This is a genomic window from Kineosporia sp. NBRC 101731 (assembly GCF_030269305.1).
Classification (GTDB): domain Bacteria; phylum Actinomycetota; class Actinomycetes; order Actinomycetales; family Kineosporiaceae; genus Kineosporia.
The window spans coordinates 339662-362094 of record NZ_BSTC01000008.1 but is presented as its reverse complement, the minus strand read 5'-3'; the positions used below and the strand labels follow the sequence as shown (position 1 = coordinate 362094).

The 22433-nt window shown below is 68.9% G+C and carries 18 protein-coding genes and 2 pseudogenes; 9 read left to right on the top strand and 11 right to left on the bottom strand.

Annotation, left to right across the window (positions count from 1 at the left end; genetic code table 11):
• Positions 1–11: 11 nt before the first annotated feature.
• Together QSK05_RS36440 and QSK05_RS23280 are read left to right on the top strand one after the other, a co-directional pair.
• Positions 12–209 (top strand): annotated as a pseudogene (locus QSK05_RS36440) (DUF222 domain-containing protein); the annotation flags it as partial.
• 474 nt (positions 210–683) lie between these two features.
• Positions 684–1589, top strand: a complete 906-nt coding sequence (locus QSK05_RS23280) for an HNH endonuclease signature motif containing protein (RefSeq protein ID WP_285599416.1) — start codon at positions 684–686, stop codon at positions 1587–1589.
• A 360-nt stretch (positions 1590–1949) separates the two neighbouring features.
• Here QSK05_RS23280 and QSK05_RS23275 read toward each other — a convergent pair whose 3' ends face one another.
• Positions 1950–2456: a hypothetical protein gene (locus QSK05_RS23275; protein ID WP_285599415.1), complete on the bottom strand. Its 507-nt coding sequence runs from the start codon at positions 2454–2456 to the stop codon at positions 1950–1952.
• Positions 2457–4152: 1696 nt separating this feature from the next.
• Here QSK05_RS23275 and QSK05_RS23270 point away from each other — a divergent pair.
• The gene (locus QSK05_RS23270) at positions 4153–4380 is read left to right on the top strand and encodes a hypothetical protein (RefSeq protein WP_285599414.1); all 228 of its coding nucleotides are present in this window, start codon (positions 4153–4155) and stop codon (positions 4378–4380) included.
• 307 nt (positions 4381–4687) lie between these two features.
• On the opposite strand, the gene QSK05_RS36435 is transcribed toward QSK05_RS23270, so the two are convergent.
• The 7 genes from QSK05_RS36435 to QSK05_RS23240 form a co-directional block, all read right to left on the bottom strand.
• On the bottom strand, positions 4688–4795 hold the full coding sequence (locus QSK05_RS36435) for a pentapeptide repeat-containing protein (protein WP_352302274.1): 108 nt from the start codon (positions 4793–4795) through the stop codon (positions 4688–4690).
• Positions 4796–5301: 506 nt separating this feature from the next.
• Entirely contained in the window at positions 5302–5961 is a 660-nt protein-coding gene (locus tag QSK05_RS23265; RefSeq protein WP_285599413.1) for a GNAT family N-acetyltransferase, read from the bottom strand.
• Positions 5958–6443, bottom strand: a complete 486-nt coding sequence (locus tag QSK05_RS23260) for a MogA/MoaB family molybdenum cofactor biosynthesis protein (RefSeq protein ID WP_352302312.1) — start codon at positions 6441–6443, stop codon at positions 5958–5960. The genes QSK05_RS23265 and QSK05_RS23260 overlap by 4 nt, the downstream gene beginning before the upstream one ends.
• A 19-nt stretch (positions 6444–6462) precedes the next feature.
• On the bottom strand, positions 6463–6939 hold the full coding sequence (gene moaC, locus QSK05_RS23255; protein WP_285599411.1) for a cyclic pyranopterin monophosphate synthase MoaC: 477 nt from the start codon (positions 6937–6939) through the stop codon (positions 6463–6465).
• 7 nt (positions 6940–6946) lie between these two features.
• Positions 6947–8167, bottom strand: a complete 1221-nt coding sequence (gene glp, locus QSK05_RS23250; RefSeq protein ID WP_285599410.1) for a molybdotransferase-like divisome protein Glp — start codon at positions 8165–8167, stop codon at positions 6947–6949.
• Entirely contained in the window at positions 8167–9123 is a 957-nt protein-coding gene (gene galU / locus QSK05_RS23245) for a UTP--glucose-1-phosphate uridylyltransferase GalU (RefSeq protein ID WP_285599409.1), read from the bottom strand. The genes glp and galU overlap by 1 nt, the downstream gene beginning before the upstream one ends.
• Before the next feature lie 9 nt (positions 9124–9132).
• On the bottom strand, positions 9133–11454 hold the full coding sequence (locus QSK05_RS23240) for a sensor domain-containing diguanylate cyclase (protein WP_285599408.1): 2322 nt from the start codon (positions 11452–11454) through the stop codon (positions 9133–9135).
• Between the two features lie 151 nt (positions 11455–11605).
• On the opposite strand from QSK05_RS23240, the gene QSK05_RS23235 reads away from it, so the two are divergent.
• Entirely contained in the window at positions 11606–12256 is a 651-nt protein-coding gene (locus QSK05_RS23235) for a 5-formyltetrahydrofolate cyclo-ligase (RefSeq protein ID WP_285599407.1), read from the top strand.
• Here the strand turns inward: QSK05_RS23235 and QSK05_RS23230 are convergent.
• Positions 12237–15002 (bottom strand): penicillin acylase family protein, encoded by a 2766-nt coding sequence (locus QSK05_RS23230; RefSeq protein WP_285599406.1) that lies wholly within the window; start codon positions 15000–15002, stop codon positions 12237–12239. The genes QSK05_RS23235 and QSK05_RS23230 overlap by 20 nt on opposite strands.
• Positions 15003–15135: 133 nt before the next feature.
• On the opposite strand from QSK05_RS23230, the pseudogene QSK05_RS23225 reads away from it, so the two are divergent.
• A pseudogene (locus QSK05_RS23225) lies at positions 15136–16614 on the top strand (potassium/proton antiporter); the annotation flags it as partial.
• A 109-nt stretch (positions 16615–16723) separates the two neighbouring features.
• On the opposite strand, the gene ribD reads toward QSK05_RS23225, so the two are convergent.
• Complete coding sequence (ribD, locus tag QSK05_RS23220) at positions 16724–17836, bottom strand: bifunctional diaminohydroxyphosphoribosylaminopyrimidine deaminase/5-amino-6-(5-phosphoribosylamino)uracil reductase RibD (RefSeq protein ID WP_285599419.1); 1113 nt, start codon at positions 17834–17836, stop codon at positions 16724–16726.
• A 251-nt stretch (positions 17837–18087) separates the two neighbouring features.
• On the opposite strand from ribD, the gene QSK05_RS23215 reads away from it, so the two are divergent.
• The 4 genes from QSK05_RS23215 to QSK05_RS23200 all read left to right on the top strand — a co-directional run bounded on the left by QSK05_RS23215 (position 18088) and on the right by QSK05_RS23200 (position 21790).
• The gene (locus QSK05_RS23215) at positions 18088–18438 is read left to right on the top strand and encodes an FmdB family zinc ribbon protein (protein ID WP_285599405.1); all 351 of its coding nucleotides are present in this window, start codon (positions 18088–18090) and stop codon (positions 18436–18438) included.
• A gap of 1306 nt (positions 18439–19744) precedes the next feature.
• Positions 19745–20407: an RcpC/CpaB family pilus assembly protein gene (locus tag QSK05_RS23210; protein WP_285599404.1), complete on the top strand. Its 663-nt coding sequence runs from the start codon at positions 19745–19747 to the stop codon at positions 20405–20407.
• Positions 20408–20794: 387 nt separating this feature from the next.
• Positions 20795–21214 (top strand): large conductance mechanosensitive channel protein MscL, encoded by a 420-nt coding sequence (mscL, locus tag QSK05_RS23205; RefSeq protein WP_285599403.1) that lies wholly within the window; start codon positions 20795–20797, stop codon positions 21212–21214.
• A gap of 165 nt (positions 21215–21379) precedes the next feature.
• Positions 21380–21790: an SRPBCC family protein gene (locus tag QSK05_RS23200; protein ID WP_285599402.1), complete on the top strand. Its 411-nt coding sequence runs from the start codon at positions 21380–21382 to the stop codon at positions 21788–21790.
• A gap of 3 nt (positions 21791–21793) precedes the next feature.
• Here the strand turns inward: QSK05_RS23200 and QSK05_RS23195 are convergent, their stop codons facing one another.
• Positions 21794–22369 (bottom strand): ricin-type beta-trefoil lectin domain protein, encoded by a 576-nt coding sequence (locus QSK05_RS23195; RefSeq protein WP_285599401.1) that lies wholly within the window; start codon positions 22367–22369, stop codon positions 21794–21796.
• Between the last annotated feature and the right edge of the window lie 64 nt (positions 22370–22433).

The following is a 22433-nucleotide window of genomic DNA, read 5'->3' as shown; positions in this document are numbered from 1 at the left end:
GCGAAGCCCGCATGAAAGAACGCTGCGTCTACGCCTCCCCGCTACCTGAGGGCATGGGCCGACTCGAAGCCACCCTCTCCGCCGACCACGTGATGCTCATCCACTCCGTCCTGGACGCCCTGGCCGACGCCTGCCGCGACTACGCACGCCGTGCCGGAAACCCAGACCCCCGTACCCACCAAGAACGCCGAGCCGACGCCCTCGTAGCCATCTTCCACGCCATCCATCACCACTACCCCCTGCCCTTCATCCCCGTGCCGCCCGACCCCGCAGACACCTTCGGCGGGCGCGTCGTATCCCACGACCACCCCGACGCCCCGATCCCTTCCGGGCAAGCGGCTTCCTCCGGGAATGCCACGGGACCGGAAACGCAGGCTTCTCCTCACACCCGGACTCCCTCTGGAGCCCCGAACGCATCCGGTGAAGCAAACCCGTCCAACGGATGCCCGGGAGCAGGCACACCCAGCAGCTCTGACCGACAACACTCTTCAGGCACCCCGAGCCAGTCAGGCGCCAGTAGCCGGTCAGGCACCACGAGTCGGTCAGGCACCACCAGTAGGTCAGGCACCACCAGTAGGTCAGGCACCACGAGTCGGTCAGGCACCACCAGTAGGTCAGGCACCACCAGTAGGTCAGGCACCACCAGTGAGCCAGGTGCCCAGGACCGTTCAGGGAGAACGAACGTGCCTGACCATCGGAGCCTCCCGGACGCAGCCGGCGCGACCGCTCACCCGCACTCATCAAAGGATCGGGAACCTTCGGATACTCAGGCCACGTCCGACGCCCCGATTCCTTCTCATGCCTCGACCTCACCGGTTCCGCCAACTACCTCCGACGGGGCGGATCCCTCCGACGACTCGCCATCGTCCGACCTCGTCACGACGGACACCCCAGCCGTTCTCGGTTGGTGGCTGCCGCCATCACTGCCCAGCCAGCAGGGCCGCAAGCCCGTCCTGGTCGTCACCATCAGCCTCGACACTCTGCGAGGAACCAACGATCTGCCCGGCGAACTCAAACGATCCGGCACCATCCCCGCCGACCTCGCCCGGGAGATCGCCCGCCAAGCCGGCCAGGTCATCGTCATCCCGGTCCATGGGACTACCGGTCAACACGCCCACGGACCGGGCGATCAAGCCAACTGCACCGAGACCTCACCCCGCTACAAACCGCGCCAGAGCGTCATCGACAAAGTCCTGGGACGCTTCCAGCAGTGTGTCCACCCCGGCTGTGGCCGCGACGCCGCACAATGCGACGTCGACCATGCCATTCCCTTCGCCAAAGGTGGAAAGTCCTGCCCCTGCAACCTTGTCCCGCTGTGCCGATTCCACCATCGCCTCAAGACCCACGCAGCCTGGACACCGCGCCTGACCCGCCCCGACGAGCCCTATCCAGAAGGAACCATCGAATGGCGCAGCCGCCTGGGCCAGCACCACATCGAGATTCCCGAACCGCTACCCGGCGAACCCGACCGCGCCACCCGGGACCGCATCCGCCACGAGGATTGGGAGAAGGAACTGATGCGACTCGATCCCCGTGTTGGTCCTGCATCTGAAGTCCAGGAAGAAGACCCGGGGGAGCCGCCCTTCTGAACAGCATCACCGCACCTGCCGCCGCCCGCACCAGTCATCTTGCGAACCCGGTCATCCTGCGAACCCAGTCATCGTGTGAACCCAGTCATCGTGTGAACCCAGTCATCGTGTGAACCGGACTCCGGAGATAGCCATGCCTATGAAAGTCTGCGCCGTCAGGGCGTCCTTGATGCCTGAGGCGACCCTCGCCGGGAACCCATGCGAGCGCTGATCCGTCCAGGACTGCTATGCATCGGCCGACCGGTCCGCCGGGTGTCCTTGACCGGTGCAGTCTCCTGGCCGACCCAGAACGGCCACCGCGACGGGCGGCCTCCGCGACTCGATCCGTCACGGCACCCCGGTACATCCCATTGCGGAGAACTACTCGTTGACCGCGCGGGGACGTTCCGGGTCTTCGTCGAGCTTGAGGATGCGCTCGATGTCGGCTGCCCGTCGCGGCATCGTGCTGCGCGACTGGTCGGAGGCGGCCGGTGTCTGCGGCTTCTCCACCGGCTCTTCCAGGGGCGGAGGTGGCCTACGGTGCACCGCTGGCTTGAGCTGATAGGTGGGCTTCGGCACGGGTACCGGATCCCAGGTGTCGCCGGTGACCGCGGCGTTGCGGCGGGACACACGCTCCGGCACCGGTTTGGCGGCCTCTGCTTCAGCCTCCGCCCGGGCGCGCAGTCGGGCCGCGGTCTGGCGGCGGCGCTCTGCGTGCTCGCGGGCCATCTCGGCGGCGTACAGGTGCGCGGCGAGCATGGTGAGCGTCTCCCGGCTACGCACGGCGGCAGTCCGCGAGGCGACACCGTTGGCCGCCAGCAGGAGAGTTACAGCAATCGGGACGAAGAGGGGTACCGGTCCCACCAAGGCAAAGACCCAGGCTCCCATGGTCGAAACCAGAAGCACCGTCATACTGCGCGCCCGACGTCTCGCCGCAACCCTGGCGCTCAGCCTTGCCGCGTCAAGATCGGTGGTGGTGAGCGTGGACTCGGGATCTGTCGCTTCGTCATCCGACTCACGCTGTTCCAGATGCTGGTCCAGGTCGGCCCGCTCGAGATTAGCCCGTCTCAGCAGGGCCTGGTCGAGGTCGGCCTGGCTGTAGGTCGCGGCGGTCCGGTCCGGCTGACCGGTCTGATCCGGACTGCCGTCCCGCTCAGAACTGCCTGCCCGACGTGAATGGTCTACCGAGCCCGTATCTCTGGCCTGCCCCGAACCGTGTACCTGCCCCGGGCTGCCTACCTGGCCCGAACCACGTCCCTGCCCCGAACCACTTCCCTGGGCCGACCCCTTTACCTGGCCGGAACCGTCTACTGGACCTGAGCTGTTTCCCTCGCTCGAACGTCTTGCCTGAGCTGAACCGCTTGCCCGGTCTGAAGTGTCTGCCTGGCTAGGACTGTCCACCGGGCCGGAGCGACTGGTCTGCGCTGTGGCACCCGCCGGGCGGGTTCGACCGGAACTACCTGGTTCGCTGGACGTACCCGTCCCACCAGAACTGTTTTCCGGGGTCGCGCCGGCTACCCGGGCGGTATCAGCGGCCTGGTCGAAAACCTGATCAGAGCGGCCGGGCCGCCGTGAAGTGCGGGCCTGGCCCGAAGCACTGGCCTGACCCGAAGCACTGGCCTGACCCGAAACGCCAGCCTGACCCGAAACGCTGGATCGGCCCGAGTGCCGGGGCTGACCGCCGTGACCAATACGGTTGCGGGACGCCTGCCGTTCGGACCCGGGACGGCCCAGAAGTTCCTGGAACGACACCTGCGCCACTTCGGCGCTCTCCGAGATCGGCGCCGAAGTAGTGACCGGAACCATGACGGACGCGGCCGGAGGCTCGATCACCCAGGCGGGTTCGTCGTCCACGTCGCTCGGGTCGATCGCCGGCATCTCGGCCCGGGTAGCCACGTTCCGGGAGGCGTAGCCGGTTTGCGCGGTGGGCGCGGCCTGGTCGTAGGGCTCACCATGCGACTGAGCCCCGGACGGGTTGTAGGTCCCGGTCGGGGCGTAGGTCTCGGTCTCGCTGTAGGTCGTGGTCTCGCTATGGGTCCCGGTCTCGCTATGAGTCCCGGTCTCGCTATGAGTCCCGGTCTCGCTATGAGTCCCGGTCTCGCTATGAGTCCCGGTCTCGCTATGAGTCCCGGTCTCGCTATAGGCCTCAGGCGGAGAGGGGTTCAGCGGCGCGGACACCTGCTGCTGGCGTTTCTGCCGTGGCTGAGCGGGCTCCGGGGGTGCTTGCACCGTGGGCGGCAGTTGGACCTGGGGAACCAGGGGTGTACCGAGAGACGCCGCTTGATCCTGCGTTGCCGGCCGGTAGCCTTCCGCCCTGGTCCGGTCCGACGCGTCGGTTGTCGCTGTCACCGGGTTGGTCTGCTGAAGGTTCTCTGCGCCCAGTCGACTCTCCGTGCCAGGCCGGCCCTCCGCGTCCAGTCGGCCCTTCACACCCTGCCGACCCTCCGCGCCCTGCTGACCCTCCGCGCCCGGTCCGCTCTCCCCGAACGACGGCATGTCACGGGGGTCCAGGCCGAACCCGGCCAACAGTCCGGCCTCGAGTTCTGCCATCTCTTCGTCGGAAGCCTTGGACGGTGCGGCCGCCGTGACGCCCGACATCTCGGGCGCCGTCCCAGCCGCGGACACCACACCAGCTTCGGCATTCGCCTCAGTCCTGGCCTTCTCCGTCCTGGCCTTCTCCGTCCTGGGGCTCTCAGACCTGGCGCTCTCGGACCTAGCGCTCTCAGACCTGGCGCTCTCGGACCTAGCGCTCTCAGACCTGGCGCTCTTGGCCTTGGCTCCCCTGGTTGAGGTGGTGGCCGCTCCCGCCTGATCGGCCTCGACGGTCCGCCCAGCCTGCCCAGCCTGCCCAGCCTGCCCAGCCTGCCCAGCCTGCCCAGCCTGCCCAGCCTGCCCAGCTTCCTCTGCCTGCTCGGGCCTTCCGGTCCAGGGAGCCGCTGTTGTCTTCGGCGTATTACCGACCAGGTCCGACCAGCCCGGCGCCTCGGGCTCCTGAGTCGCGGAGGTCGTAGAAGGTCTGGAAGCAGCGGCCAGCCCGAACCCGGCGAGCAGTCCCGCCTCCAGTTCGTCCATATCGCTGCCGGTTCCACCCACCGGCGCTCCAGCCTCCGGAACCCTGCTCACCGAAGCCTTGCCCCCCGGAACCTGGTCCTCCGGCACCTGGCCCTCCAGAACCTTGCCCCCCGGCACCTGGCTCTCCGGAACCTGGCCCTCCGAAGCCTGGTCACCCCCTACCCCGCCCACGGAAGCGTGAGCTGAGGCGTCCGCGGACTGGAGGTGGTGTGCGTCCTCAAGCTGGGAGGCCGAACCCTCGGGCGACTGCGAAGCGATCAGCGTCTCACCCGGCCGGGCGCTCTGCGGCAGGTTCATCGACGACCCGGTCAGCCGCTCGGAGAGCATTTTGTCGGCCGGGATGTAGAGCAGTTCGCCGTCGGTATCGACGATCACCCGCGGGGACGTCAGCAGCGGATCACCGGATCGGCCGGAGCCCCCGGAACGCTCGCGCCGCTTCAGAACGCGCAGACCACTGGAGAACCGATCATGACCGCGCGATTGTGACAATTCGTCACGACGCCTCACCCAGTGCGGCACCAGGTAGGCAGCCCACACCAGCACTATGGCAAGGAGGATGAGGCTGCTGGGCTGCACGCCAAAACGCTACGATGCCCCGCCCAAATGATCACGTAATGCCTGCGGTGTGTCGGCTGCGTTCAGCCAATCCTAAGCATTCACCCTACGTCTGTTCGGACCACCGAGTGTGTTGCTCGTGCTCGCGGGCGGCGAACACCCGTTGTGACCGACGCCAGCGGGTGAGCATGCCGCCGGGTACGTCGTCCGCGGTGACGGCGAAGGTGGCGTGATCGCGCCAGGCCCCGTCGATGTGGAGGTAGCGGCGGCGAACGCCCTCGGCCCGGAATCCGAGCTTCTCCACCACCCGCAGGCTGGCTGCGTTCTCCGGGCGGATATTCACCTCGAGCCGGTGCATGCCCAGGCCGAAGATGCAGTGGTCGACCATCATCGCGACGGCGGTGGGAGTGATGCCCTGACCTGCGACGGAACGGTCGACCCAGTAGCCGATCTGCCCCGAGCGCAACGAGCCCCAGACGATGCCGCTGACGCTGACCTGGCCGACGAGCCGGTCGTGCAACTGAACGGCGAGCGGGATCATCCGCCCGGCGCGGGCCTCGCGGTCGAAGCTGCGCACCATGGCCCCGAAGGTCAGAGGACGCCCGGCACCCTCCGGATGGGTGGCCTCCCAGGGGGCGAGCCACTCGGCGTTCGCGGAGCGCACGGTGTTCCAGGACTTCGCATCGCGCCGCCGCAAGGGCCTCAACGTGATCAGTCCGTCGGACAACTCGATCGGCCAGCCCAGGCCGGCTCCGATCTCGGTCATCGGTGATCGCCACCGTTGATCTGCTCGACCGCGTGCACCAGCACACCGTCGAGCACCGCCATGCCGTCGCGGCAGCCGCCCTTCGAGCCGGGCAGGTTGACGATGAGCGTGTGGGACGCGACGCCGGCCAGCCCTCGCGAGAGGAGAGCCGTAGGAACACCCTTGCTCACGCCGTAGCCGCGGATCGCCTCGGCCAGACCGGGCACCTCGAGTTCCAGCAGAGGACGCGTCTGCTCGGGGGTGCGGTCGGTGGGCGAGAGTCCAGTGCCACCGGTGGTGAGCACCACGTCGTACCCATCGCTCACGGCCCTGCGCAGGGCTTCGCCGACGGGGTCGCCGTCAGGCACCACCACCGGCCCGTCCACCGAGAAGCCCAGGTGGCGTAGCCCTTCGGCGAGTACGGGACCGCCCGTGTCCTCGTAGACCCCGGCGGCAGCCCGGTTGGAAGCAGTGACGACGAGGGCGCGACGAGGCGCAGGCAAACCGTTCACCCCAAGCACCTCAGTCACGTCGCCAGTCACCGGAACGTCCACCGCTCTTGGCCACCACCCGAACACGGTCGATCTCGGCCAGCTTGTCTACCGCTTTGATCATATCGATCAGCGCCAGACCGGCCACCGCGACGCAGGTCAGGGCCTCCATCTCGATCCCCGTGCGATCGGCCGTGCGGACGGTCGCGGTGATCTCCACCCCGTGGTCCTGCACATCGAGGTCGACCTTCACCCCGTGCACCGCGATCGGGTGCGCCAGGGGAATCAGGTCGGGCGTGCGCTTGGCCGCCTGAATTCCCGCGATCCGCGCCACGGCGAGGGCGTCACCCTTGGGCACACCCTCGCCGCGCAGCAGTTCGATCACAGTGGACGAGCAGAGCACGACCCCCTTGGCCGTGGCCTCGCGAGCGGTGACCTCCTTCGCGGAGACATCGACCATGCGGGCCGACCCGGACTCGTCCACGTGGGTCAGGTGTTGCGCGTTCACCGGCACATCATGGGCCAGATTCCAGCACGATGTACGGCAGTTCGTCACCCTCGCTCACCTGGGTGACGTCTTCCGGCACGATGACCAGGCAGTTCGCCCCGGCCAGGTCAGCCACCAGGTGAGATCCCTGCCCTCCGACCGGCCTCACGGTGGGCCCGGCGGCCGTGACCGTGAGCAGACAGCGCGCGAACTGACGGCGGGCCGGCGGAGATCGCCAGCCCTCCACCACGGTTGCGGTCGGTGTGCTCCGGTCGAGGTCGGGCCGGCCCGCCAGACGACGCAGGGCGGGCGCGACGAACACCTCGAACGACAGCAAGGCGCTGACGGGGTTGCCGGGCAGGGTGAACAGCGGGGTGTTGCGGGGCCCGATTGTGCCGAAGCCCTGGGGTTTGCCCGGCTGCATCGCGACCTGCACGAACTCCATGGTGCCGAGCTCGCGCAGTACGGCCTTCACCGTGTCGTAGGCCCCCGCGCTGACACCGCCGGTGGTGATCAGCAGGTCGGCGTCGGCGGCGGCCGCCTCGAGCATCGACCCGACCGCCTCCGGGGTGTCGGGCATGATGCCGCCGTGCCGGGCGTGGGTCCCGGCGGCCTGCGCGGCAGCAATCAGACCGTAGCCGTTGGAGTCGTGGATCTGCCCGGGCTGCAACGGCTTTCCGGGCGGCACGAGCTCACTGCCCGAGGGCAGGACGACCACTCGCGGACGCGGGTGCACGGTCAGCCGGTCGATGCCGACCGACGCGGCGAGCGTGATGTGACGGGCTGTCAGCCAGGTGCCCGCGGTGAGCACCGTCTCGCCCTCGCGCACGTCTTCGCCGGACCGGCGGATGTTCTTGCCCGGCGGGACCGGGCGATCGATCCGGACCTGACTCACCCCACCGTCGGTCCACTCGACCTGCACCACCGAGTCGGCCCCGGCCGGCACCGGGGCGCCGGTCATGATCCGCAGTGTGGTGCCGGGCGCCAGCTCGAGCGCGTCACCGCGCCCGGCCGGGATATCGCCCAGCACCGGCAGATTCACCGGGCTGCCCGCGGTGGCCGAGGCGACCTCGGCCGCGCGCACGGCGTAGCCGTCCATCGAGGAGTTGTCGAAGCGCGGCATGTCGATGCCGGAGACGACGTCTTGGGCGAGCACGCACCCGGCCGCCTCCGACAGCGGAACCTCCACTGCCGGAAGCGGACCCAGGTTTTTCAGGCAGAGCTTGAGGTGCTCGTCGACGGAACGCATCACTCAGCCGGCAGGCCGGCCACGAACTCCCGCAGGAAAGCGCGCAGCTCGGGACCCAGGTCGTCACGCTCGCTGGCAAGCCGCACGACGGCCTTGAGGTAGTCGAGCCGGTCGCCGGTGTCGTAACGGCGCCCCTTGAAGACGACACCGTAGACGCCACCACCCTCGGTGCCCGGATCGGCAGCCAGGGTCTGCAGCGCGTCAGTGAGCTGAATCTCGTTGCCACGACCCGGCTTGGTGTCTTTCAAGACTTCGAAGACCCGCGGGTGCAGCACGTACCGGCCGATCACCGCGAGGTTGCTCGGGGCGTCTTTCGGGTCGGGCTTCTCCACCATGCCGGTCACACGCAGCACGTCGTCGACACCCGTGGCCTCCACCGCGGCGCAGCCGTACAGGTGCACCTGCGTGGGGTCGACCTCCATCAGCGCGACGACACTGGCCCGGGTCTGGCGCTGGACGCCGATCATCCGGGTGAGGAGCTCGTCGCGCTCGTCGATCAGGTCGTCACCGAGCAGCACGGCGAACGGGTCGTCGTCACCGACGTGGTGGGCGGCGCAGAGCACCGCGTGGCCGAGGCCGCGCGGGTCGCCCTGGCGGGTGTAGTGGATGTCAGCCAGGTCGGCCGACTCCCGCACCTGCTCCAGGCGGTCCTTGTCACCCTTGGCCTCGAGTGCGGCCTCGAGCTCCCAGGCGCGGTCGAAGTGATCCTCCAGCGAGCGCTTGCCCCGGCCGGTGATCATCAGGACGTCACCCAGCCCGGCCCGAACAGCCTCCTCGACGACGTACTGGATGGCAGGCCGGTCGACGACCGGCAGCATCTCCTTCGGCGTCGCCTTGGTGGCAGGGAGGAAGCGGGTGCCGAGGCCCGCAGCGGGGATCACGGCCTTGACCACGGCAGGGCCGGGGTTACCGTCGCCCAGGGGCGCGAGGTCGGCGGGGATGGTCGGTTCCGTCATGGTCAAAACCTACCCAGAGACAGGCAGGATCGGCGCGTTGTGACTCGGCTCGGCGACTCTCCAACGGTTACGACCGTCACGTTTAGCCGCATACAGAGCGGAATCGGCCGCCTGCAGCACGTCATCTGCCATCCGGCCGTCGCGCGGGTATGCTGCCACGCCGATCGAGACGGTGACCTGCTGCCGGATGTCCGCATCCTCGAAAGGCCTTGACCGGGCGGCTTGGAGGACGCGTTCGGCGACGCGGCAGCCGCCGTCGGCGTCGGTGTCGCGTAGGAGGACGACGAACTCTTCTCCTCCGTAGCGCGCCACCGTGTCCGCCTCCCGCACACAGGCCAGCAGGCGGGCGGCGAAATCATGCAGCACAATGTCCCCGAAGCCGTGGCCCCAGGTGTCGTTGACCATCTTGAAGTGGTCGATGTCCAGCATCAGCACGGTCAGTACGCCGTTGCCACGACCGGCTGCGGCGATCTCTCTCGACAGGGAGCTGACGAGCTGCGCGCGGTTGCCCAGGCCGGTCAGTGGGTCGGTCATCGAGAGACGCCGAACCTCTAGGTAGCGGCGGACATTCGTGATAGCGGTACCGGCCTGGCCGGCCAGTGCGCGCAGCCGGGTGAGGTGCAGCGCGTCGAACGGCCGGGCTCCTTCACCGCGGGCCACGGCCAGCACTCCGATGAGCCGGCGACGGGCCGGGCCGCGTTCGGCCGAGCTCTCCACGGGCAGGGCGTCGACCCCGATACCGATGGCCGCCACCGGGCCCGCGCCGGGCACGTCGACCAGCTGGGGCTCGCTGAAAACCTGTGAATTCTGTGAGTTCTCGATGAGTTCGGCGAAATGCCGCTCAGCAAAGGCGGGTAGGACCGCCCGGGCCTGGTCGCCCGCCGCGTCGGGGCGGCCGGTCTCGGAGCGCACGCTGAGCCGTTCTCCGGAGGCCCTGGCGCCGCGCACGTCACCAGCCCGTTCGGCCGGCCGCCGGTCGGCCGAACCCCGGCTGCGGGAACCGGGTACGGACGAGGTGAGCACGTCGGTCTCGTCAGTTCTGCTGATCGTGCCGTTCCCGCTGATCTTGGCGGCGCCACCGAGTTGTCCGGCGTCGCTGAGCTGTCCGGCGTCGCTGAGCTGTCCGGCTTCGCTGGGCTGGCTCGTCCCACGGGTCTCGCCGGGTCCCCCTGGTTCTCCGGTCTCGTCGGTCGCGAGGAGAATCACGGCGGAGGCCGCTCCGGTGCCGGACAGCGCCGTGCCCGCGATCGTGGCCAGTAGCTCGTTCAGGTCGTGGGTGTGGGCCAGGGCCTCGCCGAACCGGTCGAGACTGTCGGCCAGGGCCATCCGCCCGGCCTGCACCTCGTCGCCGACCGCGGCGATCTCGTCGGTGACCGGGCGGGTCAGGCGCACGATCACGATCCAGAGCGGGGCCAGGGCCAGGAGGGCCAGCGCGAGCAGCGACCAGCCCAGCAGACGCAGGCCCCCACCCCCGATCTCCTGGGTCGCCAGCACCCGGTAGGGCAGACCGGGACCGGTGTCGGTCAGCCGGAAGCCGAGTCCGCCCCGGGTGCCCCCGGCGGAGCCGGTCGAGGGCAGGTTGCGCAGCAGACGGGTCAGGGCGGCCCGGGCCTGCGCATCGCCGCTGGTCGCCAGCACCACGGTCTGGCCGCGCGCGGGCAGCACGCTGAGCTGGCCCGAGGTGCCCAGCCGGGCGCCGAGGGCGCCGAGCGAGGCCTGGTCGAGCGGGAGCCACATCACCACGGTGGCCACGTCGACCTTGGTGGTGCTCCCGGCCGGGATGATCTGCACGGGCGAGACCTCGGCGAGCCCGGCAGCATCGCCGGTGGCACCGGCCCGGCCGGCCGAGCACGACGGCCCCGCGGTGCCGGACTGGACACCGATGTTGACCACGACCCCGCGGGCCGCGGCCGGGCCCGCACCGGCCAGCAGCTGAGCCCGGTCGTCGTAGACCGCCACGGCACTACCGGGGCGGCGGGCGGCGGCCCGGTCTGCGAACGACTGCGCCGCCTCGGCCGTGACCGCGCCCTCTTCCGTATCGATGGCGTCGGCGTTCCGGGTGGCGAACGCGGCGACCTCGCCGGCGGCGACCCGGGCACTGGCCCGCACCGCCTCGCAGCTGCCGCTGAGCGCCACCGCGGCGGCGTCGGCGTCCCGGGCCGCGGCACCGACGGCCGACGAACGGGCCTGGGCGGGAGCGATCAGGCCGAGCAGCACCACGCCGGCGACCAGGGGCACGACGGTCACCACGGCGAGCACCACGGCAAGATGAGAACGCAGCCTGGCCAGCGCCTCACGGCCTGGCCGAACCGGAACGGCCTGCCCGGTCATCGCTGGATCACCGTGATCATCTGTCCCATCGGAGAAGTCCCAGTGTTACTCGTGCGCTTATTGGTGTCTCTGATGCCGCTGGTGCAAGGTGGGGCTCTTCGGACGGCCGAAGACAACCGCCCGTAAACAGGTACACACCGAGAGTAGCGCCATGACGGACAGGTCTGAATCACCGGATGCCGGGAGTCCGGCCGACGTGGTCGCCGCCAAGAAGGCCTTGCGACGCGCCGTGCGCCGGAGCCGGGCCGAGCGGAGCGAGGAGCTCAAACGCCGGGATGCCGCCGATCTCTCGGCGCGGGTGCTGACGCTGGACGCCGTGCGCCGGGCGTCGTGCGTGGCGGTCTACGCGTCGCTGCCGGACGAGCCCGGCACCGCTGATCTGCGCCGGGCGCTGCAGCAGCAGGGCATCAGGGTGTTGCTGCCGGTGGTGGTGGAGTCAGCGAGCTCACCGGTGCTCGACTGGGGACTGGACGCCGGGCGCCTGGAGGACAACAACGTCCTCCATCTGTGGCAACCCAGCGGGGAACGGCTGGGACCGGACGCGGTCACCCAGGCCGACGTGCTGCTGATCCCGGCCCTGGCTGTTGACACCGAGGGTGCGCGGATGGGCCGGGGACGTGGGTACTACGACGCGACGCTGGCGCGCCTGTCGTCACTGCGGTCGGACGCGCTCGTCATCGCCCTTGTGCACGACGACGAACTGCTCGACGCCGCCACCACGCCGGTGCCGCGCGAACCGCACGACCGGCGGGTGGACGGCGTCGTCACCCCGAGGAGAAGCCTCAGCTTCCCCCGGGCTTGAAGGTCTGTTCCTCGTCCTTGGCCGCCTTCACCGAGTCCGCGGTGAACGGCCAGGCGAAGTCTTCGCCCTTGAGCCAGGCGGAGACCTGGTCGTCGTAGTGCTTGTCCCAGGGGTGCCCGGAGACACCGGTCTGGTTCACCCAGCGGCTGTTGTCCAGGTTCGACAGGTCGACGATCATCCGCATCGACGGCGCGGCGGTCACCGAGAAGTCTCCCGAGGCGTCCCAGGAGAACGCGTTGACGATGGACGAGCCACCGGGCGCCTCGTACGGACCCTTGTTGAACAACTTGCTGACCAGGTCGGGCACACCGTCACCGCCGAGCGGCGTCTGCTCCAGGGTGACGCGGTGCAGCTTGCCCCAGCGCCACTTCGACGGGTCCTTGCCCAGACGCTGCGTCAGCTCCAGCCGGGCCGAGGTCATCGCCCGGCGCAGCACCTCGTCGCGGGTCTCGACCACGTCGTCGGTACGGCCGTCGTCCCACCACTCGTCGCGCGGCTGCTTCATCAGCTCCTGGACCACCTCGAACCAGCGGTCACCGCCGTCCGGCTTGAAGCCCTCGGGCAGCTCGTCGGAGAACGTCAGGTCGAGCAGCTTGGCCCATACGGTGTTGAAGTACGCCGCGGCCGCCGAGTCGGTCGGCTGGGTGAAGTCCCAGTCCTTCAGCAGGTCGACACCGGACTGGGTGAAGTCGTCGGTGGTCTGATCGAGCAGCATCGGCACGAGCATCTCGGCGATCGGGTTGTACGTGTCGTTCTGGATCTCGCGCATGTCGTCGATCGTGATCGGGTGCTCGGCGTGGGCCTTGTCGAGCAGGTCCTTGATCCGCTCGGAGCGGTAGCCGTAGTCCCAGTCACTGGTGAGCTGCGCGGTGCCGTCCGAACCGGTGACCGCCTGGTTCGCGGCGATGATGTAGCCGCTCTGCGGGTTCTCGACCCAGGGCAGGTCCCGCTTCTTGACGTAACCGGTCCAGTCGTAGCGTGAGTCCCAGCCGATCTGCGGCCAGGTGCCGTCGGCCGGCACCTTCTGGTTCTGCGTGTCGCCCGTACCGCGCACCGGGATGCGACCCGGCGCCTGGTAGCCGATGTTGCCGTCGACATCCGCGTAGATCACGTTCTGCGCGGGGGCGTCGAGCTTCGTCACGGCCCGGCGGAACGAGGAGAAGTCCTCGGCCACGTCGAGTTCGAGAAGCGCGTCCATGGCCGTGCCCGGGGTCAGCGCGGTCCAGTTCAGCGCCACCCCGTAACTGGTGCTGCGCAGTACCTTCTCGCCCGGCACCGGAGAGGTCTTACCCGCCTCGGCGACGTCGGAGAGGACGTCGGAGACCAGCGGGCCGTGCTGGGTGGAGCGCACCTTGATCGTCACCGGGTCACCCCCGGCCACCTTGATCGTCTCGTCGCGGGTGGTCAGCTGCAGGGTCTTGCCGTCCTGCTCGTACGTGTCACCGGTGACCTTCTCGAGGAAGAAGTCGGTCACGTCCGGCGCCAGGTTGGTGAGACCCCAGCTGATGCGCGCGTTGTGGCCGATCACCACACCCGGCAGGCCCGCGAACGAGTAGCCGGAGACATCGAACGGGCAGTCGGCCGAGACCGTGTTGCAGTGCAGGCCGACCTGGCTCCAGACACCCGGCATCGAGACGCCCAGGTGCGGGTCGTTGGCCAGCAGCGGCAGGCCGGTCTCGGTCAGGTCGCCCGCGACCACCCAGGAGTTCGAGCCGTTGCCCTCGCTGCTGCTGCCCATCACGTCGGGCAGGGACTGGAGGGCCTGGTTCGCGGAGGTGAGGGCGTCCTGTGCGGCCTGGCTGGAGTAGACGTCGGCGACGTTCTCCGTGGCCGTGGAGGTTTTGGTGGTCGTGGAGGTTTTAGCGGCCGTCGGGACCAGGGAGGCCGACGCGTCTGCAGTGCTGGTGCTGGTGCCGGTGTCAGCTGAGGTGCCGGTATCGGCGTCAGCCTTCGCGTCGCCTTCGGTCCTGCTGTTGGGCTTCTTACCGCCCGCGTTGTTCTTGGTGCCCGAACCGGTCTGGTTACCCGCCGCGGCCTGGCCGTCGATGATCGTGGCGTGCTCGTCGGACGGGTACTCGGGGAACAGCTGGGCGATGCGGTCGGCGTTGCGGACCACCTTGATCGCGCTGGCCCGGTTGAGTTCCTCGTTGTAGTTGCTCCGCAGGTCCCAGGCCATCGCCTTGAGCCAGGCCAGTGAGTCGACCGGGGTCCACGGCTCGATGTCCTCGAGCTTGTTCTTGCGCTCGAGGACCGAGTAGCTCACCGACAGCTCGGACTTCGACCGGCCCGTGATGTAGGCGTTGACGCCGGCCGCGTAGGCCTCGAGGTAGCTGCGTGTGGACTTGCTCGCCTGCTCGTACTCCTTGGTGGCGACCTCCCGCCAGCCGAGGGTGCGCACCAGCTTGTCAGCGGTCAGGGCGTCGTCGTTCGCGCCCACCAGCTCGCTGAGGCGGCCCGCGGTGACGTGACGGCGCACGTCCATCTCGAAGAAGCGGTCCTGCGCGTTGACATAGCCCTGGACGCGGAACAGATCGGTGGCGTTGTCGGCGTAGATCTGCGGAACGCCCCGGTCGTCGCGGATCACGCTGGCCTGACCGGTGAGGCCGGCCATCGAGACCTCACCACCCCGGTCGGGCAGGGGCCGGCGGATGATGGAGACGGCCAGCACGACGACGACAACGACGGCGATCACGGCAACGACAGCGGCCCCGATGGCCGATACACGGAGGGCACGGCGACGGGTCACGGCAGGAACAATAGCCACTGTCCCGGGGCACGCCGTAACGGCCGTCTCCGGCATCACCGTGTGCTACCGATAGGATCACGCCCAGGCTGACGATGGCCTGAGAAGTGTCTGTGGGTGAGAAGAGGCCGAAAATTTGACGATCGAGCAGCTCAACCTGGCGCTGCTCGCCGGTCCGGCTGTTCTTCTGGCAGCGGTGGTCGCGGTCCGGCTGTCCACCGGCACGGGCTTACCGTCACTTCTTCTTTACCTGGCGCTCGGACTCGTCATCGGCGAGGGCGGCTTCGGACTGCAGTTCGAGGACGCCGAACTCACCTCGGTTCTCGGGTACGCCGCTCTCGTGCTGATCCTCGCGGAGGGTGGCCTCACCACCCGCTGGGCCACGATCAAGCCCTCCGTCGCCCCGGCCGCCCTTCTCGCCACTGTGGGCACCGGCGTCTCGGTGGCCATCGCGGGAACCGGTGCCCACTTCGTCCTCAGCCTGGACTGGCCCCTCGCCCTGCTGCTCGGTGCGGCCATCTCGTCGACCGACGCCGCGGCCGTTTTCTCCGTGCTGCGCCGGGTTCCGCTGCCCCCGCGCCTGGTCGGCATGCTGGAGGCCGAGTCCGGTTTCAACGACGCGCCGGTCGTCATCATCGTCATCGCGCTGACCGAGGTGGCGCACGGTAGTGCCGAGCACGGCATCGGGTACCTGCTCTACGAGGCCGGGTTCGAGCTGATCGTCGGCACCGCCATGGGTCTGGGCATCGGCTGGCTGGGCGCGTTCGCGCTGCGCCGCGTGGCCCTGCCCTCCTCCGGCCTCTACCCGATCGCGGTGTTCGCCTTCGCCATCGGCTCGTACGGTGCCGCGGCCAGCATCCACGCCTCCGGGTTCATCGCCGTCTACCTGTGCTCGCTGATCATCGGCAATTCCCAGCTGCCGCACGGGGTGGCGGTGCGTGGCTTCGCCGAGGGCCTGGGCTGGATCGCGCAGATCGGCCTGTTCGTGATGCTCGGCCTGCTCGCCTCCCCCGAGCGGCTGCCCGCCCAGGCCGGACCGGCCTTCCTGATCGGGCTGGTGCTGCTGCTCGTCGCCCGGCCGCTGTCGGTGATGGCCTCGGTGTCGTGGTTCGGGGTCTCGCTACGGGAACAGGCCTTCCTTTCCTGGGCCGGTCTGCGCGGAGCCGTCCCGGTCGTGCTGGCCACCGTGCCGGTGGCCCAGGGCGTCGAGAACTCCCGCCAGCTCTTCGACATCGTCTTCTGCCTGGTGCTGATCTTCACCGTGGTCCAGGCCCCGACGCTGCCCTGGGTGGCCAAGCGCCTCGGCCTGTCCGACGTCATGCCCACGGTCGGACTGGAGGTCGAGAGCGTGCCGCTCGGGGCCCAGGGTGCCGACGTGCTGGAGTGCAAGGTCAGCAAAGACTCCCGCCTGCACGGCGTCGAGATCTTCGAGCTGCGCCTGCCGCACGGTGCGAACGTCACCCTCATCCTCCGGGACGGCGAGGCGATCGTCCCCGACCACCGCACCGCCCTGCGCCGGGGCGACGACCTGATCGTGGTCACCCCGGCGGCTGTCCGGGCCGCCACCGAGAACCGGCTCAAGGCCGTCAGCGCGGGCGGCAAGCTCTCCGGCTGGCACGACAAGGATCAGCCGGACGGGGCCCGGCGCACCGTCCCGGCCGCTCCCCCGTCCAGGGCCCTGGTCACCCGGCCCCGTCCCGGTTTCCCGCCGGAAGCACCGGGCGTCAGTGGGGGGCCGGGCGCACCTGGTGTTCCGGGCGTGCCCTGGGGCGGGCGAGCACTCGTACGTCGCCTCCGACCTGGCGCACGTCGACAAGATCAAGACGCCAGACGTCGGCGATCGTCGTGATGCCGGCGTCGATCAGGGCATTCGGGCCGGCGCCGAGCAGCGACGGGGCCAGGTAGGCGATCACCCGGTCGACGAGGCCCGCCTCGACCATCGCACCGGCCAGACGCGGCCCTCCCTCCAGCAGCACGTGCCGGCGTTCCCTGGCGTACAGCTGGTGCATCAGGGCGGGGAGGTCGAGGGCATCGGTCCCCTGGCTCCCGGCAACCACCCCCACCTCGTCGCCCGTCGCGATCCAGGTGGGTGCGTCGTCCCCCCGGATCTTCGCGTTCTGCGGGGTACGGCCCCGGGTGTCCGCGACCACCCGCAGCGGCTGCCGGGCCCGGGGTCGGCCGTCCGCGTCGCGCACGGTCAGCAGCGGGTCGTCGGCCAGCACCGTGCCCACACCGACCAGCATGGTGTCCACCTGCGCCCGTAGCCGGTGCACGTCCCCGCGAGCCTCGACGCTGGTGATCCACTGACTCGTCCCGTCCTGCGCGGCCACCCGTCCGTCCAGCGTGGCGGCGAACTTCCAGGTGACGAACGGACGTTGCCGGCGCACGGCGGTCAGCCAGACCTCGTTCCCCTCGCCCGGTTCCAGGCCCTGTTCGGCCTCCTGGGTGAGAACTCCGATCTCGACGTCCACCCCCGCCTCCCGCAGCCGGCCGGCTCCTCCCGAGGCCGCGTCGGAGGGATCCGGCACCGCGATCACCACCCGGCTGACCCCGGCCGTGATCAGGGCCTCCGAGCACGGCCCGGTGCGGCCGGTGTGGTTGCAGGGCTCCAGCGTGACGACCGCGGTCGTCCCTCGGGCCCGCTCCCCGGCCGCCCGCAGGGCCATCACCTCGGCATGCGGCCCCCCTGCGTGTTCATGCCAGCCCTCGCCCACCACGGTGCCGTCCGGCCCCAGCAGCACGCACCCCACCACCGGGTTGGGCAGTACCGTCGCCAGTCCCCGGGCCGCCAGCCCGATCGCCTGACGCATCGCCTCGATCTCGGCGTCGCTCGCCATTGCAGTCACGTCTCCTCGGTCTGGGGCGTTGACGAACCCCCTGGTCCCCCGGTTCGAATCGGTCCCTTTACCGGTCGTGCTGTAGTCGTGCCTGTCGCGGGAATGGCCGTCCCCCCGGTCCCGTTCCACAGCCGCCAGGATGATTCTCGCTGATCACCGGGCAGCCATCCGTCGGGGCGACACCCGCTGGTGCATTATGCTGTTGGCACTCAACGGCAGAGAGTGCCAGCCCAGGCTTACAGGAGGACGACGTGCCCACGTACGTCTATGCGTGCACCGAGTGCAACCACGGCTTCGAGGCGCAGCAGGCGTTCAGCGACGACGCTCTGACCGTGTGCCCCGAGTGCGGTGGCAAGCTCCGCAAGGTCTTCAACTCGGTGGGCATCGTGTTCAAGGGCTCGGGCTTCTACCGCAATGACTCGCGCGGCTCGAACACCAGCACCACCACGCCGGCGGCCTCGTCGACCAGCTCGGACTCGTCCGGCTCCTCGTCATCGTCGTCGACCTCGTCCGACAGCAAGTCGACGAGCTCCACCTCGTCCGACTCCAAGTCGTCGAGCAGCAAGTCCACCACCTCGACCTCCAGCGGTAGCGCAGCCTGAGCTGATCCGCCGTCATCACCCCGCAGCCCTTCCGGGCGCGGGGTGATCGGCGTTTTGCACAGAGTTCCCGATCTCACCGCCAGCACTGGCAATATGACCTTCCGTGACGGACGTGTACATGTATGCCGACGAGGCCGGAAATCTGGACATGTCGTCCGGCCCGGGCAGCAGTCGTTACTTCGGTTTCGGCACAGCCGTCTTTGCGGATGAGCACGGGCATGAGCTCTGGGAAGGACTGCAACTACGGTGCTCCCTGGAGAAACGTGGTGTCCGCCTGCCGACGGGGGTGCACACGAAAGAAGACACCTGGACCACCCGCTCAGAGGTCTTCGACCTCATCAAGGGCCAAGGGCCGCGTTTTGATACGACGTTTCTCCTGAAGAGAAATCCTCACCCCAGCGTGCGCGCACACCCGGTAAAGCTTTACCGGACAGCCTGGTTCATGCACTTCAGACAACTCCCACCACAGGTCAGCGCACCTGGTGACACCCTTTATGTGGTGGTCGGATCCCTCAGACGCACAACAAACGCGAGGCGATACGCCACGCCCGGGAAGACGTTTGCGCGCAGGTCGAGGATCGCGAGATCGTCCCCTGCATCTGGGACGCCCAGACAGCGTGGGGGATGCAGGTCGCCGACTACGGACTCTGGGCCGTCCAACGCATCCTCGAAGGACGCGAGTGCAAAGCCTACGATTCGTGCGTCGAGCCGACACTGCACTCCTGCCTGACCCCCTGGGGCAGGGCATGAAAAAGCCGGCTATCTCAGTTTCCCGAGAAAAGGTCCCCTGGACCTCTTGTCACCGGCACCATCATTCAACCGCGCACCTCGGGGAGCCGCAACCGAAAATATCCCTCCACGGACACCCGCACTGCACCCAGGAGCCACCAGTAGTGCTCCACACCTCCGCACAACAGCTGGTTTGTCCACAGGCGCCGATTCAGCCGGGCGACCGTCTCCGGATCTGCCTAGCGTTGGGGGCATGCCAGATTCCGGATGGGTTCCTGGCCGGGCAGACACGCGGTCTTCCGGCGAGTCAGCACGTCATGCGGTCCGGGACAGCTCGGACCTCCTGAGCGACGGGCAAAGCTGGAGAATCGACGAGTTTGATTCATTGACAACGCACTTGCCGGTAGCCGGTCCCCCTTCTGGCCGGAAAGCACCGGCCGAAAGACCGTTTCGAAGGATCGTCGAGTCAGGGCCTGTCATTCGCTACCGGGCGCTGCGACATCCGCCCCGGCTGGGTAGCGGCCGGGTACGCGTGGCTCGGCTCTGGTTCGCGCGTCACCGGCGTCCGGTCCTGGTCATGCTGATGCTGCTCGCGGTGTGGTTCACGGTGCGGGCGGCCGGGCCGGCGTCACCGACGATGGTCCGCGTCATGGTCGCCACGCATGACCTTTCGGCCGGTCGGCGGCTGTCGTCGGGCGATCTGGAAGTAGCCAGCTGGCCGGCGGAGATGGCGCCGTCCGGCTGCCTCTCCGCCGATCCGGCCGGACAGGTTCTGGCCGTGTCCGTGCGCGAGGGCGAGGTACTGACCGATGTCCGGCTGCTCGGACCGGGACTGCTGCGAGGACTGCCCGCCGGAACTGTTGCTGTACCGGTGCGGCTGACCGATCCGGCGAGCGCCGCCCTGGTCCGGGCCGGGGATCATGTCGATGTCATCGCCGGCCCGGCCTCCACCTGGCCGGCGGCCGAGGCGGGTGGTGAATCCACGTCGAGTCCGGCCACGATTGCGCGTCCGGCGCGGAATGCCTTGGTGTTGGCGGCTTCCGGGCGCACCGGGGTGGCCGGAGGGGGAGCTGGTGGCGGTGTGGGACTTGGCGTGCTCGGTGAGGGCGAGGGGGCGTCCGGGGATTCTGGTGCCGATGCGTTGGCCGGCCTCCTGGTACTGGCGGTCCAGGCCGATGAGGCGGATCGGCTGGCGGGCGCCGTGGCCGGGTCGAGCGTGTCGGTGGTGGTGCTGCCGTGAAGGCAGGGGTGCCGCCGTGAAGGCAGGGGTGCCGCCGCGAAGGCGAGGGTGCCGCCGAGGCGAGGGCTATGCCGCGAAGGCAGTGGCCCTGCGGTGAAGGCGATGGCCCTGCTGCCAAGTGAACGCCTCCGCGAACGACCCTCCTGGCCAGCATCACCAGCCGCCAGCCAGGATCGCGTGCATTCGTTGCGCCCCACCCGCAATGACTGCGCACGATCACCGGCACGGTCGACCAGACCTGACGGTGTGTGACCAGCCGTCGCGCGTCCATCCCGCCTGCGGGCACTGTGTGACGTGGTACCCATGGCTTTGCCGTAGCGCAGGTGCTCGCTGCTCGCACTACTCTCGCCGTGGTCCCACCCCCACCCCCCGGAGGCACGACAGATCATGATCAAGGGCTTCAAAGAGTTCATCATGCGTGGCAACGTCATGGAACTCGCTATTGCGGTGGTGATCGGCACGGCGTTCGGCTCCGTGGTCACGTCCGTCACCAAGGGTGTCATCCAGCCGCTGATCGCCTCGGTCGGCTCGGCGAAGGTCGGCGGCCTGAACTTCGAGATCCGCCCCAAGGTCGATGACAACGCCACGCTGGTGGACCTGAACGGTGTGCTGACCTCGCTGCTGAACTTCCTGATCGTCGCCGCTGTCGTCTACTTCCTGGTTGTGGTCCCCATGAACGCGCTGATGGAGCGTCGCCGCCGTGGGGAGGAGCCGGAACCGACCACGCCGGCCGAAGACATCCTGCTGCTGCAGGAGATCCGTGACCTGCTGCGCGACCGTCCGATGCAGCAGGGCCCGCAGAGCTGAGACGCATGGATGGCGCATGGGTACGGCTGGGTGCCGGTGCCGCGAACACGGGTTCGCGACACCGGCACCTTCGCGTTTCACCGGCTGCACCGAGCTGCACCGATTGAACGGGTTTCGCCGGTTGCACGGGTTGCACTGGGTGAGCGCCCTGGGACGATGAGCAGTATGGCGATCGACTCACGGCACGTCAGTATCCGGATCAACCGCCCGGCCCGGGAGGTCTACGCGTTCGTCGCGGACCCCACCCGCCTGCCCGACTGGGCCCCCGGGTTGTGTGACCGGGTGGAGCAGGTGGACGGTGACTGGGTCGCCTCGTCACCGATGGGCCGGGCGAAGCTGAAGTTCGCCCCGGAGAACGATTTCGGGGTGCTCGACCACTGGGTGTCGCTCGGCGACGGGCAGACGTTCTACAACCCGATGCGGGTGACCCCCGACGGGCCGGACCCCGACAGCCCGGTCAGCGAGGTCCTGTTCACGGTGCGGCGTCTGGAGGGCGTCACGGACGAGGACTTCGACCGTGACGCCGAGGCGGTCGCGTCAGACCTGACTCACCTGAAGAGCCTTCTGGAAGGCTGATTCTCAGGAGCGGGCGGTGACGCTGAAGAAGCTCATCGACTCGGTGTCGATGTCGGCGATCCGCAGCTTGCGCTTATCGGCCTTGAGGTAGCCCCACTTGCCGGCGATCGCGAACTTCTTGCCGTTCTCCTCGAAGCTGAACAGCTGGTTGGTCCTCTTCTTGTTGCAGACCGCGATACTCAGCTTGCCACTGAGCTTCTGCTGCAGGCAGTAGGAGTTGATCTCCTCGCTGTCGTTCAGGCTCATGATCTGGTACCTGGAGCCGACCTTCTTCAACAGCATCGACGTGCCGTCCGTGGAAAGACCGTTCGACGCGGTCGGCTTCGAACGGTGAAGGTCGGCCGTACCGGTGCTGCGCACGGTGACGATGCGGTTCTTACCCTTCAGCTTCGAGGCCTTGATCAGCACCGCCTCGCCGGTGATCGGCTTCGCCGCCGCCGCCGAAATGGTTGCCCCATCGGACTTCTCAGCAGCCTGGGCGGTACCGGCCGTGGCCAGCCAGAGCCCGGCGGCCATGCCCGGAACAGCGGCGATCGCGGTGACGGTCTTCGCACGGTGGGAGATTCGCGCCGAGAACATGATTCCTCCTGATGATGGCCGGCCGCCCGGGTAGCACCGGGCGGCTCACGTGATGCTCACGCTG

What these genes read in the sequence shown, in the direction of transcription:
- QSK05_RS23275 (WP_285599415.1), bottom strand. Translation starts at nt 2,456, where the DNA reads ATGGGAGCCTGGGTCTTTGCCTTGGTGGGACCGGTACCCCTCTTCGTC.
- QSK05_RS23200 (WP_285599402.1), top strand. Translation starts at nt 21,380, where the DNA reads ATGGCGATCGACTCACGGCACGTCAGTATCCGGATCAACCGCCCGGCC.
- galU (WP_285599409.1), bottom strand. Translation starts at nt 9,123, where the DNA reads ATGACGGAACCGACCATCCCCGCCGACCTCGCGCCCCTGGGCGACGGT.
- QSK05_RS23210 (WP_285599404.1), top strand. Translation starts at nt 19,745, where the DNA reads ATGCTGATGCTGCTCGCGGTGTGGTTCACGGTGCGGGCGGCCGGGCCG.
- glp (WP_285599410.1), bottom strand. Translation starts at nt 8,167, where the DNA reads ATGCGTTCCGTCGACGAGCACCTCAAGCTCTGCCTGAAAAACCTGGGT.
- ribD (WP_285599419.1), bottom strand. Translation starts at nt 17,836, where the DNA reads ATGGCGAGCGACGCCGAGATCGAGGCGATGCGTCAGGCGATCGGGCTG.
- QSK05_RS23240 (WP_285599408.1), bottom strand. Translation starts at nt 11,454, where the DNA reads ATGACCGGGCAGGCCGTTCCGGTTCGGCCAGGCCGTGAGGCGCTGGCC.
- mscL (WP_285599403.1), top strand. Translation starts at nt 20,795, where the DNA reads ATGATCAAGGGCTTCAAAGAGTTCATCATGCGTGGCAACGTCATGGAA.
- QSK05_RS23195 (WP_285599401.1), bottom strand. Translation starts at nt 22,369, where the DNA reads ATGTTCTCGGCGCGAATCTCCCACCGTGCGAAGACCGTCACCGCGATC.
- QSK05_RS23235 (WP_285599407.1), top strand. Translation starts at nt 11,606, where the DNA reads ATGACGGACAGGTCTGAATCACCGGATGCCGGGAGTCCGGCCGACGTG.
- QSK05_RS23265 (WP_285599413.1), bottom strand. Translation starts at nt 5,961, where the DNA reads ATGACCGAGATCGGAGCCGGCCTGGGCTGGCCGATCGAGTTGTCCGAC.